Raw genomic sequence first — 15,334 nt, forward strand, 5'->3', positions numbered from 1 at the left:
GGCCCCCCGGCGGATTCTCACAGGGTGTCGGTTCGTTGCTCCGTACGGCCCTGAACAGCCCTTCGTTGCTTGGTCGGGCCGCCCCGACCCCACCAAATTGAGCCGGGTGACTTCTTGTCCCCCATCGAGAGGGTCCTTCATCGTGCGTGTCCAGTCGCTGACGCTGGCCGCGGCCGGCGCCGCCCTGCTCGCCCCGACCACCCTGCCCGTCCCCACCCCCGCGCTCGCGGCGTCCGGTGAACGGCACCGGATCACCGCCTCCGACCTGCTGGACCGGGTGGCGGACTGCGCCCAGGTCTCCAAGGGCCGCTACCGCACCGACGCCTACACCGCCGCCACCGTCCCCGTGTGCGGCACCCGCCAGGCCGTCTTCTGGAAGGCCGACCTCGACGTCGACTGCGACGGCCGGGCCACCGCCCACTGCAACCGCGCCGCCGACCCCGCGTTCACCGCCACCACCGCCTACCAGCAGTCCAACGGCCGTCACCTCAACGCGGAGACGCTGCCCTACATCGTCGTACCGGCACCCAGCGGCCGCTGGGACCACCGCGCGTCCGGCGTCCGCGGCGGATCGGTCGCCGCGGTGATCTACAAGGACCGCGTGCAGTACGCCGTCGTCGGCGACACCGGACCCCGCGACATCATCGGCGAGGCCTCCTACGCCACCGCCCGCGGCCTCGGCGTCAACCCCGACCCCCGTGTCGGCGGCGTGCCCTCCGGCGTCACCTACATCGTCTTCAAGGACTCGACGGTCAAACCCATCGAGGACCGCGCGGCGGCAGAGGAGGAGGGGAAGCGCCTGGCGGCACAGTTCATCGGGGTCGGGGACGGGGTTGACGTCGGGGTCGGGGGCGACGTCGGGGACAGGGGCGGGGACGACGTCAGGGATGGGGCCGGCGTCCGGGACGGCGGCGGGGACGGCTGACCTGGGCCCGGGTGCCGGGCGCCGGGTGCGGGGCGGTTTCCCCGGCCGGAGGTGCCTGTGGGCGGGCGGCCTTCGTCGGGGCCGCCCGCCCGGGTCGCGGGTCCGCGACGGTCAGACGGCCGCCCAGCCGTTGTCGACGGGGAGGATCGCGCCGTTGATGTTGGCGGCGGCGTCGGAGGCCAGGAAGAGGATGGCGGCGGCCTGCTCCTCGGGCTGGGACACGCGGCCGACGTTGCCGAAGTAGGGGCCGAGCGCCTTCGGGCCGTGCGCCTCGCCGTCGATGTCGGGGATCATGCCCGTCGCCGTACCGCCGGGGGCGATCGCGTTGGCCCGGATGCCCTGGTCGCGGTACATCACCGCGAGGTTCTTGGTCAGGCCGACCACGCCGTGCTTCGAGGCCGTGTAGGCGGCGCCCGCCGCGCTGCCGCGCAGGCCGGCCTCGGAGGCGGTGTTGACGATCGCACCCCGGCCGGCCGCCAGCATGTGCGGCAGCACCGCGCGGGTGAGCAGGAACGGCGCGGTGAGGTTGACCCGTATGACGCGCTCCCACTCCGCGTCGCTCACCTCGCCCAGCGCCGACATGCGGTCCATGATCCCGGCGTTGTTCACCAGCACGTCCACCCCGCCGAACCGCTCCACGGCGGTCGCGACCACCTGGTCCACCACGGACTGCTCGCTGAGGTCGCCGGTGACGGCCACCGCCGTACCGCCCGCCGCCTCGATCTCCTTGACCACCGCGCCCGCGCTCTCGGCGTTGAGGTCGGCGATCAGGACCCGGGCGCCCTCCGTGGCGAAGGCCAGGGCGGTGGCCCGCCCGATGCCCGATCCCGCGCCGGTGACGATGACGCCGCGCCCGTCGAGTCCGCTGGCCATGTGGTGCTCCCATCCGGTGGTTCGTGGGCGCGCCGCGCCCGGTTACGGGCACACCATACGACTTAATGTCTGTGAGTGACATGAACTGGCGGGCGGAATTTCCCGGTCCAGCGGCACCTTGGGCAGAATGCCGATCATCAGGTAAGGGCAACGGCACCGGAGGAGCAGATGACCTCAGCAGCGGGACGCACGGGACGGCCGCCCCTGACCGAGGAGCGCAAGGCCGAGATCAGGCTGGAGATCGCCCGCGCCGCGGTGGACCTGTTCGTCGCCCAGGGGGTGACCGCGACCACGGGCGAGCAGATCGGTCAGGCGGTCGGGGTCTCGGCGCGCACGGTCTGGCGCTATTTCCCGAGCAAGGAGGCCTGCGTACGGCCGCTGTTCTCGGCCCGCATCGACGCGGTCGCCGACTGCCTGCGCGACTGGCCGCCCGGGCAGTCACTGGAGCAGGTCTTCGAGAGTTCCGTACCGGCCGACAGCCGTCTCGTGGAGGGCCCCGACAGTGCCACCATCGGCGCCCTGGTCCGGCTGACCCGCGTCGAGCCGGGACTGCGCGCGGAGTGGCTCCAGACGTACGACGAGGCCGAGCCGGCGTTCGCCCGCGCCCTCGCCGACCGCGCCGGGCTGCCCGCCGACGATGTGCTGCCGAAGATCCAGGCGGCCATGTTCAACGCGGCGCTGCGCGCGGCCGTCGAGCACTACGCCTGGCACGTCGCCGACGAGGCGACGGACGCGGTCACGGCGGAGGCCGAGCTCACGGCGATCGTGCGCTCGGCCCTGACCGTGGTGGCGGCCGGTCTCGCCTAGCGAGCCGGCCTTTCCGCCGGTACGGGTTCTGCGGGAGTTCTCGCAGAGCCCGGGGTTCTCTCAGACCTTGCGGTACGTGTACGCCTCGGCGGCGGCCGCCTCCACCGCGTCCAGGTCGGCCCCGGTGGTCGCCGTCACCACGGCGGCCACCGCGCCCTCGACGAACGGGGCGTCCACCAGCCGGGTGCCGTCCGGGAGTTCGTCGCCCTCGGCGAGCAGCGCCTTCACGGTGAGCACGGCACTGCCGAGGTCGGTGAGGACGGCGACCCCGGCGCCCCGGTCCACGGCCGCGGCCGCGGCGGCGATCAGCTCGGCGCTGGTGCCGAGCCCGCCGCCCTCGGTACCGCCCGCGGGCGCGACCGGCACCGCCGTGCCGCCTCCCGCCAGGCTCTTGGCCAGCTCCGCGACGGACGCGGCGACCTCCGCGCTGTGCGACACCAGCACGATCCCGACCAGCCTGTCGTCACTCACCGGCGGCCTCCTCCAGTGCGGCGACGAGCAGCGCCGACGAGGTGGCGCCCGGGTCCTGGTGGCCGATGCTGCGCTCGCCCAGATAGCTGGCCCGGCCCTTGCGGGCCTGCAGCGGGGTCGTGGCCTCGGCCCCCTGCTCGGCGGCGGCCCGCGCCGCGCCGAAGCCGTCACCGAGCGCGTCGACGGCCGGTACCAGGGCGTCGATCATCGTCTTGTCCCCGGGCGCCGCCCCGCCGAGCGCCATCACCTTGTCCACGCCCGCCCGCAGCGCCTCGGCGAGCTGTGCTTCGCTGACCTCGGCCGCGTCGCCGAGCGCCTTGCCGGTGCTGCGCAGCAGCGTGCCGTAGAGCGGCCCCGACGCGCCGCCGACCGTGGAGATCAGCCGGCGCCCGGCGAGTGCCAGTACGGCTCCCGGGGTGTCGGGGGCCTCCTTCTCCAGCGCGGCCACCACCGCCTTGAACCCGCGCTGCAGGTTGCTGCCGTGGTCGGCGTCCCCGATGGGGGAGTCGAGGGCGGTGAGCCGCTCCGCCTCACGGTCGACGGAGGCGGCGGTCGCCGCCATCCAGCGGCGGAAGAAGTCGGCGTCGAGCACGGGATCTCCTTGCGTTGCGGTACGGGCGCGGGTCGGTGCTTTCTCGGTCGCTCACATCCCCCAGCGCAGGCCGGGTGTCTTCACCGGCGCGTCCCACAGCCGCAGCAGGTCCTCGTCGACCTGGCAGAGGGTGACCGAGGCGCCGGCCATGTCGAGGGAGGTGACGTAGTTGCCGACCAGGGTGCGGGCCACGGTCACCCCGCGTTCGGCCAGCACCCGCTGGACCTCGGCGTTGAACCCGTACAGCTCCAGGAGCGGGGTCGCGCCCATGCCGTTGACCAGGACGAGGACCGGGTTGCGCGGGGTCATGTCGTCCAGGATGGCGTGCACCGCGAAGTCGGCGATCTCGCCGGAGGTCATCATGGCCCGCCGCTCCCGACCCGGCTCGCCGTGGATGCCGATGCCCAACTCCAGCTCCCCGGGCGGCAGATCGAAGGTCGGGGTGCCCTTGGCCGGGGTCGTGACGGAGCTGAGGGCGACACCGAAGGTGCGGGAGTTCTCGTTCACCTGGCGTCCGATGGCCTCGACCCGCTCCAGCGGCTGGCCCTCGGCCGCCGCGGCGCCCGCGATCTTCTCCACGAACAGGGTGGCGCCGGTGCCGCGCCGGCCCGCGGTGTAGAGGCTGTCGGTGACGGCCACGTCATCGTTGACCAGCACCTTCGCGACCTGGATGCCCTCGTCCTCGGCGAGTTCGGCGGCCATGTCGAAGTTGAGCACGTCACCGGTGTAGTTCTTCACGATGAACAGCACGCCGGCCCCGCTGTCCACGGCCGCGGCGGCCCTGGCCATCTGATCCGGGACGGGGGAGGTGAACACCTCGCCCGGACAGGCGGCCGAGAGCATGCCGTGGCCCACGAATCCGCCGTGCAACGGCTCGTGCCCCGAGCCGCCACCGGAGACCAGCGCGACCTGCCCGGCGACGGGGGCGTCCCGTCGTACGATCACCCGGTTCTCCACGTCCACGGTGAGGTCGGGATGAGCCGCCGCCATCCCCCGCAGCGCATCCGCCACCACGGTCTCCGGAACGTTGATGAGCATCCTCATGCGGTCCTCCTAGTGGGACTGTCAGACTAGCCTCTGAGCTGTGTCTTCGCAGGTCAGAGTGGATTTCGTCGGTTTTTGACCGTGGCGCTCAACGGTGGCCCGCAGCGGGCCGCGGCGAGGCTGGTGCCGACTCGATACTGACTTCGGTGACGGCTCATCAGGTGTGGGTGCGGGGTGTGTCGCGGGCGGCGTAGCTCTCCTGACCGAAGTATCGACCTTGCACGCGCCAAGGTCACGTGAGAGAACCCGTGAAGCTTTCCGACCCGCACAATGGAATCGCGCCGGCCTGCTCGTGGGCCCCGTGCCGTAGGAGGGCGACGCCGAGGACGCGGCCGTCACTCTGCGTTCTCTGGTCGAGTTCCTCGGCCGGGAAGCGCTGGTCCCGGTCGCCGTCCCCCTGGAGCGTCGCCGTGCGCACCGTTCCGGACGGCCTGTGGGCCCTCTACAACCGTCTCACCGGCATGCGGGGCGCCTTCGACGTGCGACGGGCCTTCTACGACGGTGACAGCCGCATCCTGCTGCTGGGCCTGAGGTCCCGCGACACCGCCGGAACCGATGCGTCACTGGACATCGACGGGCTCCCCGTCGGCCGGAGCTGGACCCTCCACCAGGACGGAGTCGCCGTCCGGACCGGCACCACGGACACCGAACACGACACCCTGCGCCTCACTCTCCCCGTCGCGGGAGACACGACCCTCGCCCTGCGCTGGCGCTGACCTCCCCACCGGACCGAGGAGCCGTGATGAACACCCCGACCACCCCCACCGACCCCGCCACCCCTGGCGGCCACTTCGACCTGACCGACCACCACGGAGACCTGGTCACTCCTGAGACCTACAGGGGCCGCCCGCTCCTGGTCTTCTTCGGTTTCACGCACTGCGCGGAGGTCTGCCCGCGCGTCCTGGGCCGCAACACCTGGGCACTGACCCTGCTGGGCACGGCCGCGGACCGTATCCGGCCGCTGTACATCAGGGTCGACCCCGAACGCGACACACCCGAGGCGATGCGCCGCGCACCACACGGGCCTGACCGGAACCCCGGACCAGGTGCGGGCGGCCGTGTCCGCCTACCGCGTCTTCGCCCGCCGGACCGAGGCCGCCGACGACCCGGACGGCTGCACGGTGCCGCACACGTCGTTCACTTACCTCCTCGGCGAGGCGGGCGGGTACGTCACGTACTTCTCCGACACGGTGACGGCGGAGGACCTCGTGGACACGCCGGTAGGTCCGGCTCAGGGGGTCAGTGAGTAGACGACGAGGAGCAGCGCGGTGACCGTGAAGGCGGCCCCCTCGAAGAACAGCCGCACGGCTATGGGCGCGGCACGCAACTCCATGAAGCGGAGGATCACCCATCGGGCCTTGACCGCCGCGATCAGGAATACGCCGACGGTGGCGACGGGTGGACCGAACGGCCCGTCGGTGAGCAACCATGCCGAGGCGCACGTGAGCAACATCAGAGCGAGCCAGACGACGTGCAGTGCTCGGGTCTGTGACGGTGGCTTCGTCGGTCTCACCTCGTCAGGTAGAGCAGCGGAAACATGATGATCCACAGCAGGTCGACCAGATGCCAGAACGAGGCCACGGACTCCAGGAGTAGGAGTACGTGTTCGCCGTCTCCGTGTGCGGATTTCCGGGATCTCGCCCAGAGTGCCGCGAGCAGACAGCTGCCCACGACCACGTGGGCCAGGTGCATGCCGGTCAGGGTGAAGTACCACATGAAGAAGGAGTCGGTCGCGGGGGTGACGCCGGCGGCGAACTTCTCCCCGTACTCCACCGACTTGGACAGGACGAAGACGGCACCGGCGAGGGAGCCGCCCGCCAGGCAGATCCGGGACCGCTTCGGTTCGTCCCCTCGTGCCGCCTCCACCGCCAGCGCGACCAGCCATGAACTGGTGAGCAGGATCAGGGTGTCGGCTCCGCCCAAGGTGTGGCTGAGCGTGAGCCGTGATCTTTCGAACAGGGCGGGCTGTGCGGTCCGGTCCTTCATGAAGGAGACGAACAGGACGCAGAAGATGACGAGGTCGGCGCCGAGGAAGACCCAGATGCCCTCGACGCCGGGCAGGCGCCCGGCATTCCGGGGCCTGCCGCGCCCGGTGGTGGTGAGTCCCACAGCGGTGTCAGCCGGTGTCAGCCGGTGACGGCGGATGCGGCGGCCTTGTCCTCCGCCCTGAGCCTGGGAATGGCCCTGATGATGTGGAAGGACAGCGCCGGGCACCAGACGAACCAGGTTCCGAACGCGATCCAGAAGCTGATGACGCCGTTGAAGGCCAGTGGGCCGGTGGTCACGAACGGGATGGCGCTCACCACGAAGAACGACGCGAAGGTGACCCACCCCCACCAGTTCACCCAGCTGGGCACCAGGGGCCTGTCCCGCGTGTCGCGGGCGAACACCAGGCTGATGGCGGCGATCTGGAAGGACGTCACGAAGTAGGCGAGGTCGATCAGGAGCCAGCCCGCCCAGTACAGCATGTGCAGCAGCTCGGGGCTGAGGGTGCGGGCCTCGTGGGCCGCGGTGAGCCAGATCGCGCACGCCGTCATGATCGGAGCCGTGGTGATCGTGGCCCCCATCATCTCCAGGTTGCCGAGCAGCCCGCCGGGCCCCTCGACGCGGCGCATCACATGGGAGATGGCGCAGCCCCACGCCATGTAGAACGACGTCACGGTGAGGCACACCGACATGCCGATCATGATGGCGAGCCGGTGGTCCAGATAGTGCGCCCTGACCTCGGCGGCCGTCGCGCTCGGCGGGAACGGCGGGAGATTGCCGGCCAGCGCACCCCACAACAGGATGAACACCGCCATGAACAGCGGCCCGCACCATGCGAGCAGTGTCCAGGTCCGGTAGTCGTGCCGGACCGTGAGCTGTCCGGAGGGCGGATGGGCCGCCGTGTTCCTCGTGTCCGCGATCGTGGCCATGGCTGGGTGACTCCTCCTCGTCGAGGGGCGGGTGGTCCTCTGCATGGTGGGCACGGGCCCGGCGGAGCGCGTCGTCCCCGCAGAGGGAGATTTCTCCCCCCGCCTGTTCACCCCGAGAATGGTCTTATACATTCAATGGTCTAACCTTTAGTGTGTGGAGGTCGCCGTGCACGCTGCCGTGCTGCGCGCGTTCGGTCCGGCGCGGAATCTGCGGTCCGAGGAGGTCCCGGCGCCCGCCGAGGAACCCGGCTGGACGGTCGTACACCTGCGTGCCGCCGCCTTGAACTGGCACGACGTGCTCGTGCGGCAGGGCAGGTACGGCTCGCCGCTGCCCCATGTGCCGGGCGCGGACGGCGCCGGGATCCGGGCCGACACCGGGGAGGAGGTCGTGATCCTGCCCTCGCTGTGGTGGGGGGACGACGAGAGCGCGCCCGGGCCCGGCTGGCAGATCCTCGGGGACCGCCTGCCGGGCACGTACGCCGAGTCGGTGCGGGTCCCCGCCGAGTGCGTGGTGCCCAAGCCCGCCGGGCTGAGCTGGACGGAAGCGGCGGCGCTGCCGCTGGTCGGACTGACCGTCCACCGCGCGCTGTTCACCCGGGGCAGGCTGCGCGCCGGGGAGTCGCTCCTGGTGCTCGGCGCCGGCGGGGGAGTGGCCACGACGGCGGTCGCCCTCGCCACCGGAATCGGCGCCCGGACGGTGGTGACCTCGTCCTCCGCCGAGAAGATCACGAACGCGCGCTCCCTCGGCGCCGCCGACGGAGTCCTCTACACCGAGCCCGGCTGGGCCGAGGCGGCCAAGAGCCTCTCCCCGGGAGGCCGGGGCTTCGACCTGGTGCTGGACCCGGTGGGCTCCTGGGCGGAATCCCTGCGGGCGCTTCGGCCGGGCGGCCGGCTGGTGGTCCTCGGCGCCTCCCGGGGCGAGCGGGCCTCCCTCGACGTACGGCCCTTCTACTTCGGCCAGTACGACCTGCTGGGCACCACCATGGGCAGCCCGCACGACTTCGCCGGCCTGCTCCGCCTCCTGCGCGAGCACCGGATCCCGCCCCCGCCGATCGACCGCGTCTTTCCGCTGGACCGGGCCGCCGAGGCACACGAACACCTCGAACAGGGACGGGGATTCGGCAAAGTCGTCCTCACCCAGAACTGACCAGAACTTACCGGAACCGACCAGAGCAGAAGGGCAGGCATCGTATGGCCGGGAAACTCGTTCGCTACGCGGTCGACGAGGCGGGGGCCGCCTTCGTCACGCTGGACCATCCCCAGTCCCGCAACGCCCTCAGCGACGAACTGCTCGACGAACTGCTGGAGACACTGGAGACGGCACGGCGCGACGAAGCCGTGCGGGTCGTGGTGCTGACGTCCTCGCACGAGCGTGTCTTCTCCTCCGGGGGCGACCTGCGCGGCTTCGCGGACGAGCGGCCGCCCGTCGCCAAGTACGCCGAACTGGACCGTTTCCCCCGGCTGTTCAAGCTGATCGGCGCCCTGGGCAAGCCGGTCGTCTGCGCGGCGAACGGAGACGTCCTCGCCGGGGCGTTCGGGCTCGCCCTCGCCTGCGACCTCGTGATCGCCAAGGAGTCGGCGCGCTTCGGCTGCCCCGAGATCAACGTCGGCGTGTTCCCCTTCATGATCTCCGCGCTGATCTACCGCAACGTGGGCCGGATGCGGGCCAACGAGCTGATGATGCTGGGCGAGTTGCTGACCGCGCGGCAGGCGTGCGAGCTGGGACTCGTCAACAGGGTGGTGCCGGACGAGGAGTTCGGGGACGCGGTCGTGTCGTGGGCGCACCGGATCGCGGCCAAGTCACCGCTGCTGATGCGGCTGGGCAAGGACGCCCTGGACACCACCCGCGACATGGGGTTGCACGAAGCCCTCGATGCCCTCCAGGCCCAACTCGCGCTGGCCTTCACGACGGAGGACATGAGCGAGGGCGTCCTGGCGTTCCGGGAGAAGCGGGCGCCGCGGTGGCGTATGCGGTAGCGCTCCGCTGGGTGTGCCGATGTGCCGCGGTGCGCCGTCTGGTGGCTGCGGCGCCGTCGTGGCTGGTCGCGCAGTTCCCCGCGCCCCTTCGGGGCGCCTCCCTGGCCGCCCCTTGGTCACTCCTCCTCGGCGACCGTGATCTCCGTCCGGTCGTCCACTTCCAGGACCGCGTCCGCGTATCCGTGCACATGGCGGGTCATCCGGCGGACCGCGGCCTCGGGGTCCTTCGCGCGGATCGCCGCGGTGATGGAGCGGTGCGCCTGGGCGGCTGTGCGGCGCACGTCGTTGTCGACGAACCGCTCGTTCTCCGTCGAGGTGTAGATGGCGCGGGAGAGGGCGGCCATGAACCCGGCGAGCAGTTCGTTGTGGCTTGCGACGGCGACCGCCACGTGCCAGTCGACGTTGGCCTGAAGGAAGTCGGCCAGGCTGCCGTCCTCCACGGCGATGGCCTGGTTCGCGGCCTCCAGGGCGGTGAGGTCGTCGTCGGTGCGGTGTACGGCGGCCAGCCGGGCGCAGTGGGGTTCGATCGCCTCCCGGGTCTCCAGCAGTGAGGACAGCCGGATCTGGCGGCCGCGGATCAGCAGGCTCACCGAGCTGGCGACCGACTCCGTGCCGGGCCGCTGCACGATCGCCCCGCCACCGCGGCCGGTCTTGATCCGGATCAGCCGCTGCACCTCCAGGATGCGCAGCGCCTCCCGGACCGTCGCCCGGCTCATCTGGGTCTGCACCACCAGTTCGCGCTCCGGGGGGAGCGCGGTGCCCTCGACGAACTCGCCGCTCAGGATGCGCTCGCGCAGCTCGGCGGCGAGGACGTCGGAGGCCTTGGGGACTTCGACCGGTGACAGCTGAATGGTGGACGGCCTGCCTCCGGCGGGCCGGGCGGCTGATGCGTCGGACATGAGTCTCCGGGAGTCAATGGTCTGAACTTAAACCTGTTTAAAACTATCACCCGAGGCGGTCGCTTCGGCGGGCGAACGTCTCGATGACGGCCTCGGTGTTCTCGGCGACCCGCTCGGGAGCCAGGGTGAAGCTGGGCGAGTAGAGCGCCGCGTGGTCGTAGCGCTTCTCCAGGGCCGGCAGGGCATCACGCACCTCGTCGGCGGTCCCGGCGACGGCCATCTGGTCGAGCATGGCGTCCGAGACCGCGTCGGTCATCCGCCGGTGGTCGCCCGCCTGGAAGGCGGCCCGGATCTCGGCCGCCTCGGCCGCGAAGCCGGAGGCCGCCATGACCGGACCGTAGGCCTTGGGGGCCACGTAGAACGCGATCTGCGCGGCTGCCTCGCGGCGCGCCGACGCGGTGTCGTCGGCGATCGCACAGATGACGACGCCCTTGAGCCGGATGTCCCCCAGGGAGCGTCCCGCCTTGAGCGCGCCCCGGGCGAGGGCCGGCCTGGCAACCTCGTCGAGGTACCGGTCGGTGAGCGTGGGGTGGCAGATCAGGCCGTCCGACACCCGGCCCGCCGCCTCGATCATCCGGGGATTGACGCCCGCCGTGTAGATGGGGACGGCGGGGCGGGTGGGCGGCTGGATGTCGGCGGTGGGGGTGATGTCCAGGGAGTAGAAGCGGCCCTGGTGCCGCACCGGTCCCTCGTGCAGCCGCCAGAGCCTGCGCAGCAGCGGGACCAGCTCCTCCATTCTGGTGGCCGGGCCGTCCGGATCGCTGACACCGTGCCAGTCCTGCATCATCCGGCGTGTTCCGGTGCCCAGGCCCAGGACCAGCCGGCCGTCGCTCAGTTCGTCGAGGAACCGGGCGTCGTTGGCCAGGATCAGCGGGGAGCGGCCCACGGCGTAGGCGATGGCCGTTCCCACGCCGATGCGGGTGGTGGCCGCGGCCGTCGCGGCGACGGAGACGATCGCGGACCGGTGGAGGAACTCCCCGGACCAGACCGCGTCGAACCCGGCGGCCTCGGCCCGCCGGGCGATCTCCCGGGTGTCCTTCAGTCCGCCGGCCAGAACGGTGATTCCTCGTGTGGTCACGCGCACGCTCCTCGCTCGAATACCCGTGGCATTCAACGTAACTGCACACAGCTGATAATGGTCAGACCTTATTAGGTTACAGTGAGGATACCCCGGGGGCCCAGCCCCCGCTCTGCCCGAAGTGCCCGGAAGGGGTCGCCCCATGAGCCCGTTCACCCTCGGCATCTCCGACCAGGACGGCTTCACCACGCCCGACCTGGGCCGCCGTCGCCTGCTGCTCGACAAGGCTGCGGCGGCCGGACTGGCGCACGTCTGCGTCGGAGACCACATCAGCTTCCACGGCGGGACCGGCTTCGACGGTCTCGTCTCCGCGAGCACCCTGCTCTCCTCGCACGAGAGGCTCTCGGTGATCGTCGGTGTCTATCTCCTCGGTCTGCGTCACCCCATGACGGCCGCCCGGCAACTCGCCACGCTGAGCCAGTCCGCGCCCGGGCGGCTCACGCTCGGCGTCGGCGTCGGCGGGGAGGACCGCCGAGAGGTCGCCAACGCGGGTGTCGATCCCCGCACTCGGGGCCGTCGGCTCGACGAGTCGCTGATGCTGGTGCGCCGCCTGCTGGCGGGTGAGGAAGTCACCCATGACGGCGAGTTCTTCCAGCTCGACCGGGCCCGGATCCTCCCGTCGCCCGAGCCGCGCATCCCCCTGGTCATCGGCGGCAAGGGCGAGGTGGCGGTCCGGCGCGCCGCGCAGTTCGGTGACGGCTGGCTCGGCATCTTCTGCTCGGCGCGCCGCTTCGCGGAGACCCGGACGCGCGTCCTCGAAGCCGCGGCCGGCCTCGATCGCGAGCCGCCGGGCTGGTTCGGGGTCAACGTGTGGTGCGGGCTCGGCAAGGACTCCGGGCGGGCTCGGGAGTTGCTGGCGGCCAGGCTGGAGGGCCTCTATCGGCTGCCCTATGAGAAGTTCCAGCACATCGCACCCGCCGGAGCCCCTGAACGCGTGGCCGAGTTTCTGCTGCCGTTCGTCGAGTCCGGGGCCGCGCATCTCACGCTCATCCCCGTCGCCGAGTCCACCGAGGCGGGGATCGAGGTGGTCGCGGAAGTGAGGGAGCTGCTGCAGAAGCATTGTCTAAACGGTCAGACCATTCTACGTTAGGCATCATTCTCACCAGATACGTTCCTACCCGCCCCCGGGAGGACCGGCGACAGGTTGGCAGGCGAGCCGCATGCCCATGGCGACTGTGCACGACCGCTACACCAGAGAACAGATCGACAGCTACTACGCCGACGGAGTCTGGCGCGACCACGGCTTCTTCGGCGCCCTCGAACAGCAGGTGGGGACCCGCCCGGACAAGGTCTTCGTCACGGACTCCACCACCTCGTACACCTACCGGGAACTGCGCGACGCTGCCCTGGGCCTCGCCGTCGGCCTGACCCGGCTCGGTGTCCGGCCCGGCGACCGGGTGGCCGTACAGGCCCCCAACTGGAGCGAGTTCGTGGTGATCGCCGCCGGGGTCAGCCGGATCGGCGCGGTCATCGTGCCGATCATGCCGATCTACCGGCGGGACGAGGTCTCCTACATCGTCGAGACGGCCGAGGTCCGGGTCGCCTTCACACCCGAGGTCTTCCACGGGTTCGACCACGGTGCCATGTTCCGGGACATCGCCGCGGCCCAGCCCGGCCTGCGGAACGTGGTGGTGCTGCGCGGCGGGCCGGTGCCCGAGGGCTGCGTGCGGTACGAGGACCTGGCGGCCGGTGTCGTACCGGCGGAGGCCGAGGCGGTCCTGCCCGCGGCTCCCGGTCCCGACGAGCCGTTCGCCATCGTGTTCAGCTCGGGCACCACGGCCCGTCCGAAGGGGTGCCTGCACACCTTCAACACCATGGCCGGGGGCGCCCGGTTGCTCGGCAGGGCCTGGAACTACACCGAGGACGACGTGCAGTTCGGCCCCTCCCCGATCACGCACACCACCGGCCTGGTCACCAGCGTGCTGCTGCCGCTCCTGTACGGCGCGGGGACGCATCTGATGGAACAGTGGGAGCCGCGCGAGGGGCTCGCGCGCATCGCCAAGTTCCGCTGCACGGCGGCCGTCAGCGCCACCACGTTCCTGCGGATGATGCTGGGTGTCTACGACCCCGATGTGCACGACGCGAGCAGCATGCGGTTCTGGACCTGCGCGGGCTCGCCCATACCCGGCGCCTTCGTGCGGGAGGCCACGGAGGCCTTCCCCGGCATGCGCGTCCTCAGCCTCTACGGCCGCAGCGAGAACCTCTCCACCACGCTCTGCGCGATCGACGACGACCCGGAGCGCTCCGTCACCTCCGACGGCAGGGCGGCCCCGGGGCAGCAGGTCCGCATCCTCGACGAGCAGGGCGACGAACTGCCGCGGGGGCAGGAGGGGGACATCGCGTACCGGGGTGCCACCAACTGCCTGGAGTACATCGGGCGTCCCGAGGAGACGGCCGCGATGTTCACCGCGGACGGCTTCTCGCGCTCCGGCGACCTCGGGGTGATGGACGAGGACGGCTATGTGCGGGTGACCGGCCGTCTCAAGGACATCGTGATCCGCGGCGGGCTCAACATCAGTGTCCGTCAGGTCGAGGACCTGCTGGCCGGCCATCCGGCCGTCGGGGAGGTGGCCGCGGTGGGCATGCCCGACGAGCGCCTCGGGGAGCGGGTCTGCTGCTATCTGACCCCGGCGCCCGGTGTCGAGCCCCTGACCCTCGACGAGGTGCGGGACCACCTCCTCGCCGCGGGCCTGGCGATCCAGAAGGTTCCCGAACGCCTGGAGATCGTCGACTCCCTGCCCACCACGGCCACCGGCAAGGTGCAGAAGCACCTGCTGCGCGCGGACATCGCGGAGAAGCTCAAGGCGGCCGGGGGCTGACCGGTTCGCGACACTCTCGCGATGTGATCACTGAAACTGGAACACTCAGGCCATTTATTTGGTCTGACCTATAGTATAGTTTGCAGTCAAGGAGAGGTGGTGATCATGGATCTTTCCGACGCCCCCGACGAGGCGGAGTTCCGGCACGGCGTACGGACCTGGCTGAGCACGGCACTGCCCCGACTGCCCTGGCCGGAGCCGCCCGGACTGGTCGCCAAGGCGCCGTTCTGGCGGCAGTGGCAGCGGATGCTCTTCGACGCCGGTTACGCGGGACTGACCTGGCCCAAGGAGTACGGCGGCCAGGGGCTGGACGAGCGGATGCGGGCGATCTTCACCGAGGAGTGCGACCTGGCCGGCGCCCCCGAGCGCCTGAACACCATCGGCGAGGACTTCGCCGGGCCGACCGTCGCGTCCTTCGGCACCGACGTCCAGAAGGCGCGGTACCTGCGGCCGATCCTGACCGGCGAGGAGATCTGGTGCCAGCTCTTCTCCGAGCCGGACTCCGGATCCGACCTGGCCTCCCTGCGCACCAGGGCGACCAAGGTGGACGGCGGCTGGCGGATCCAGGGCCAGAAGATCTGGACCAGCCGCGCCCAACTCGCCGCGCACGCGATCCTGCTGGCCCGCACCGGAGGCGGCGAGCGGCACCGGGGGATCACCTACTTCCTGCTCCCCATGGACAGCCCGGGCGTCACCGTGCGCCCCCTCGCGCACATGCTCGGCGAGCCGGAGTTCAACGAGGTCTTCCTCGACGACGTCTTCCTCCCCGACGACGCCGTGGTGGGAGAGGTGGACGGCGGCTGGAGGGTGGCGATGGCGACCCTCGCCTTCGAACGGGTCGCCATCGCCCCCCCCCCCGGGCAAACACCCCAACCGCGAGCGGGGGTCAAAACCCCCCACCCCCCCAACAAATGGGCCGCCCGCCCCCCCCGCC

Annotated in this window: 17 protein-coding genes and 1 pseudogene; 9 read left to right on the forward strand and 9 right to left on the reverse strand. The window is 71.2% G+C overall.

The window, feature by feature from the left end; translation table 11 throughout:
• Positions 1 to 142: 142 nt before the first annotated feature.
• Positions 143 to 925, forward strand: coding sequence for a glycoside hydrolase family 75 protein (locus ACGFZS_RS34180; protein WP_393798343.1), 783 nt, complete (start codon positions 143 to 145; stop codon positions 923 to 925).
• Positions 926 to 1,036: 111 nt separating this feature from the next.
• Here ACGFZS_RS34180 and ACGFZS_RS34185 read toward each other — a convergent pair whose 3' ends face one another.
• Entirely contained in the window at positions 1,037 to 1,798 is a 762-nt protein-coding gene (locus ACGFZS_RS34185; RefSeq protein ID WP_393658192.1) for an SDR family NAD(P)-dependent oxidoreductase, read from the reverse strand.
• Between the two features lie 168 nt (positions 1,799 to 1,966).
• Here ACGFZS_RS34185 and ACGFZS_RS34190 point away from each other — a divergent pair, with 168 nt between their 5' ends.
• On the forward strand, positions 1,967 to 2,605 hold the full coding sequence (locus ACGFZS_RS34190) for a TetR/AcrR family transcriptional regulator (protein ID WP_393798344.1): 639 nt from the start codon (positions 1,967 to 1,969) through the stop codon (positions 2,603 to 2,605).
• A 60-nt stretch (positions 2,606 to 2,665) separates the two neighbouring features.
• Here ACGFZS_RS34190 and ACGFZS_RS34195 read toward each other — a convergent pair whose 3' ends face one another.
• From ACGFZS_RS34195 to dhaK, 3 genes are read right to left on the reverse strand one after another with little or no spacing between them, the layout of a single operon-like run.
• Positions 2,666 to 3,076, reverse strand: coding sequence for a PTS fructose transporter subunit IIA (locus ACGFZS_RS34195; RefSeq protein WP_359224116.1), 411 nt, complete (start codon positions 3,074 to 3,076; stop codon positions 2,666 to 2,668).
• The gene (dhaL, locus tag ACGFZS_RS34200) at positions 3,069 to 3,668 is read right to left on the reverse strand and encodes a dihydroxyacetone kinase subunit DhaL (protein ID WP_393543014.1); all 600 of its coding nucleotides are present in this window, start codon (positions 3,666 to 3,668) and stop codon (positions 3,069 to 3,071) included. Before dhaL ends, ACGFZS_RS34195 begins: the two co-directional genes overlap by 8 nt.
• Before the next feature lie 51 nt (positions 3,669 to 3,719).
• Positions 3,720 to 4,712, reverse strand: coding sequence for a dihydroxyacetone kinase subunit DhaK (dhaK, locus tag ACGFZS_RS34205; protein ID WP_393798345.1), 993 nt, complete (start codon positions 4,710 to 4,712; stop codon positions 3,720 to 3,722).
• A 410-nt stretch (positions 4,713 to 5,122) separates the two neighbouring features.
• On the opposite strand from dhaK, the gene ACGFZS_RS34210 reads away from it, so the two are divergent.
• Both ACGFZS_RS34210 and ACGFZS_RS34215 read left to right on the forward strand, forming a co-directional pair.
• Complete coding sequence (locus tag ACGFZS_RS34210; RefSeq protein ID WP_393798346.1) at positions 5,123 to 5,428, forward strand: hypothetical protein; 306 nt, start codon at positions 5,123 to 5,125, stop codon at positions 5,426 to 5,428.
• 26 nt (positions 5,429 to 5,454) lie between these two features.
• A pseudogene (locus ACGFZS_RS34215) lies at positions 5,455 to 5,962 on the forward strand (SCO family protein).
• Here ACGFZS_RS34215 and ACGFZS_RS34220 read toward each other — a convergent pair.
• Genes ACGFZS_RS34220 through ACGFZS_RS34230 form a run of 3 tightly spaced genes read right to left on the reverse strand, consistent with a single transcriptional unit; the run spans position 5,944 to position 7,627 of the window.
• On the reverse strand, positions 5,944 to 6,261 hold the full coding sequence (locus tag ACGFZS_RS34220; protein ID WP_393798347.1) for a cytochrome C oxidase subunit IV family protein: 318 nt from the start codon (positions 6,259 to 6,261) through the stop codon (positions 5,944 to 5,946). The pseudogene ACGFZS_RS34215 and the gene ACGFZS_RS34220 overlap by 19 nt on opposite strands.
• Positions 6,222 to 6,821 carry a cytochrome c oxidase subunit 3 gene (locus ACGFZS_RS34225; RefSeq protein WP_393798348.1) on the reverse strand — a complete coding sequence of 200 codons (600 nt, stop codon included), beginning with the start codon at positions 6,819 to 6,821 and terminating at the stop codon, positions 6,222 to 6,224. Before ACGFZS_RS34225 ends, ACGFZS_RS34220 begins: the two co-directional genes overlap by 40 nt.
• A gap of 17 nt (positions 6,822 to 6,838) precedes the next feature.
• Entirely contained in the window at positions 6,839 to 7,627 is a 789-nt protein-coding gene (locus ACGFZS_RS34230; protein ID WP_393798349.1) for a hypothetical protein, read from the reverse strand.
• A 154-nt stretch (positions 7,628 to 7,781) separates the two neighbouring features.
• On the opposite strand from ACGFZS_RS34230, the gene ACGFZS_RS34235 reads away from it, so the two are divergent.
• A complete protein-coding gene (locus ACGFZS_RS34235) occupies positions 7,782 to 8,774 on the forward strand; it encodes a zinc-binding alcohol dehydrogenase family protein (RefSeq protein ID WP_393798350.1) in 993 nt (330 codons plus the stop codon).
• A 44-nt stretch (positions 8,775 to 8,818) separates the two neighbouring features.
• The gene (locus ACGFZS_RS34240) at positions 8,819 to 9,604 is read left to right on the forward strand and encodes an enoyl-CoA hydratase/isomerase family protein (protein ID WP_393798351.1); all 786 of its coding nucleotides are present in this window, start codon (positions 8,819 to 8,821) and stop codon (positions 9,602 to 9,604) included.
• A gap of 116 nt (positions 9,605 to 9,720) precedes the next feature.
• On the opposite strand, the gene ACGFZS_RS34245 is transcribed toward ACGFZS_RS34240, so the two are convergent.
• Together ACGFZS_RS34245 and ACGFZS_RS34250 are read right to left on the reverse strand one after the other, a co-directional pair.
• Positions 9,721 to 10,503 carry a FadR/GntR family transcriptional regulator gene (locus ACGFZS_RS34245; protein ID WP_393798352.1) on the reverse strand — a complete coding sequence of 261 codons (783 nt, stop codon included), beginning with the start codon at positions 10,501 to 10,503 and terminating at the stop codon, positions 9,721 to 9,723.
• A gap of 46 nt (positions 10,504 to 10,549) precedes the next feature.
• Positions 10,550 to 11,581, reverse strand: coding sequence for an LLM class flavin-dependent oxidoreductase (locus ACGFZS_RS34250; RefSeq protein WP_393798353.1), 1,032 nt, complete (start codon positions 11,579 to 11,581; stop codon positions 10,550 to 10,552).
• Between the two features lie 142 nt (positions 11,582 to 11,723).
• Between ACGFZS_RS34250 and ACGFZS_RS34255 the strand changes: the two genes are divergently transcribed.
• The 3 genes from ACGFZS_RS34255 to ACGFZS_RS34265 all read left to right on the forward strand — a co-directional run.
• Positions 11,724 to 12,671, forward strand: coding sequence for an LLM class flavin-dependent oxidoreductase (locus tag ACGFZS_RS34255; protein ID WP_393798354.1), 948 nt, complete (start codon positions 11,724 to 11,726; stop codon positions 12,669 to 12,671).
• 70 nt (positions 12,672 to 12,741) lie between these two features.
• A complete protein-coding gene (locus tag ACGFZS_RS34260) occupies positions 12,742 to 14,400 on the forward strand; it encodes an AMP-binding protein (protein ID WP_393798355.1) in 1,659 nt (552 codons plus the stop codon).
• Between the two features lie 105 nt (positions 14,401 to 14,505).
• A partial coding sequence (locus ACGFZS_RS34265; protein ID WP_393798356.1) for an acyl-CoA dehydrogenase family protein occupies positions 14,506 to 15,334 on the forward strand: 829 nt, incomplete at its 3' end.

It is taken from the genome of Streptomyces sp. NPDC048288, assembly GCF_043201555.1.
Lineage (GTDB): Bacteria > Actinomycetota > Actinomycetes > Streptomycetales > Streptomycetaceae > Streptomyces.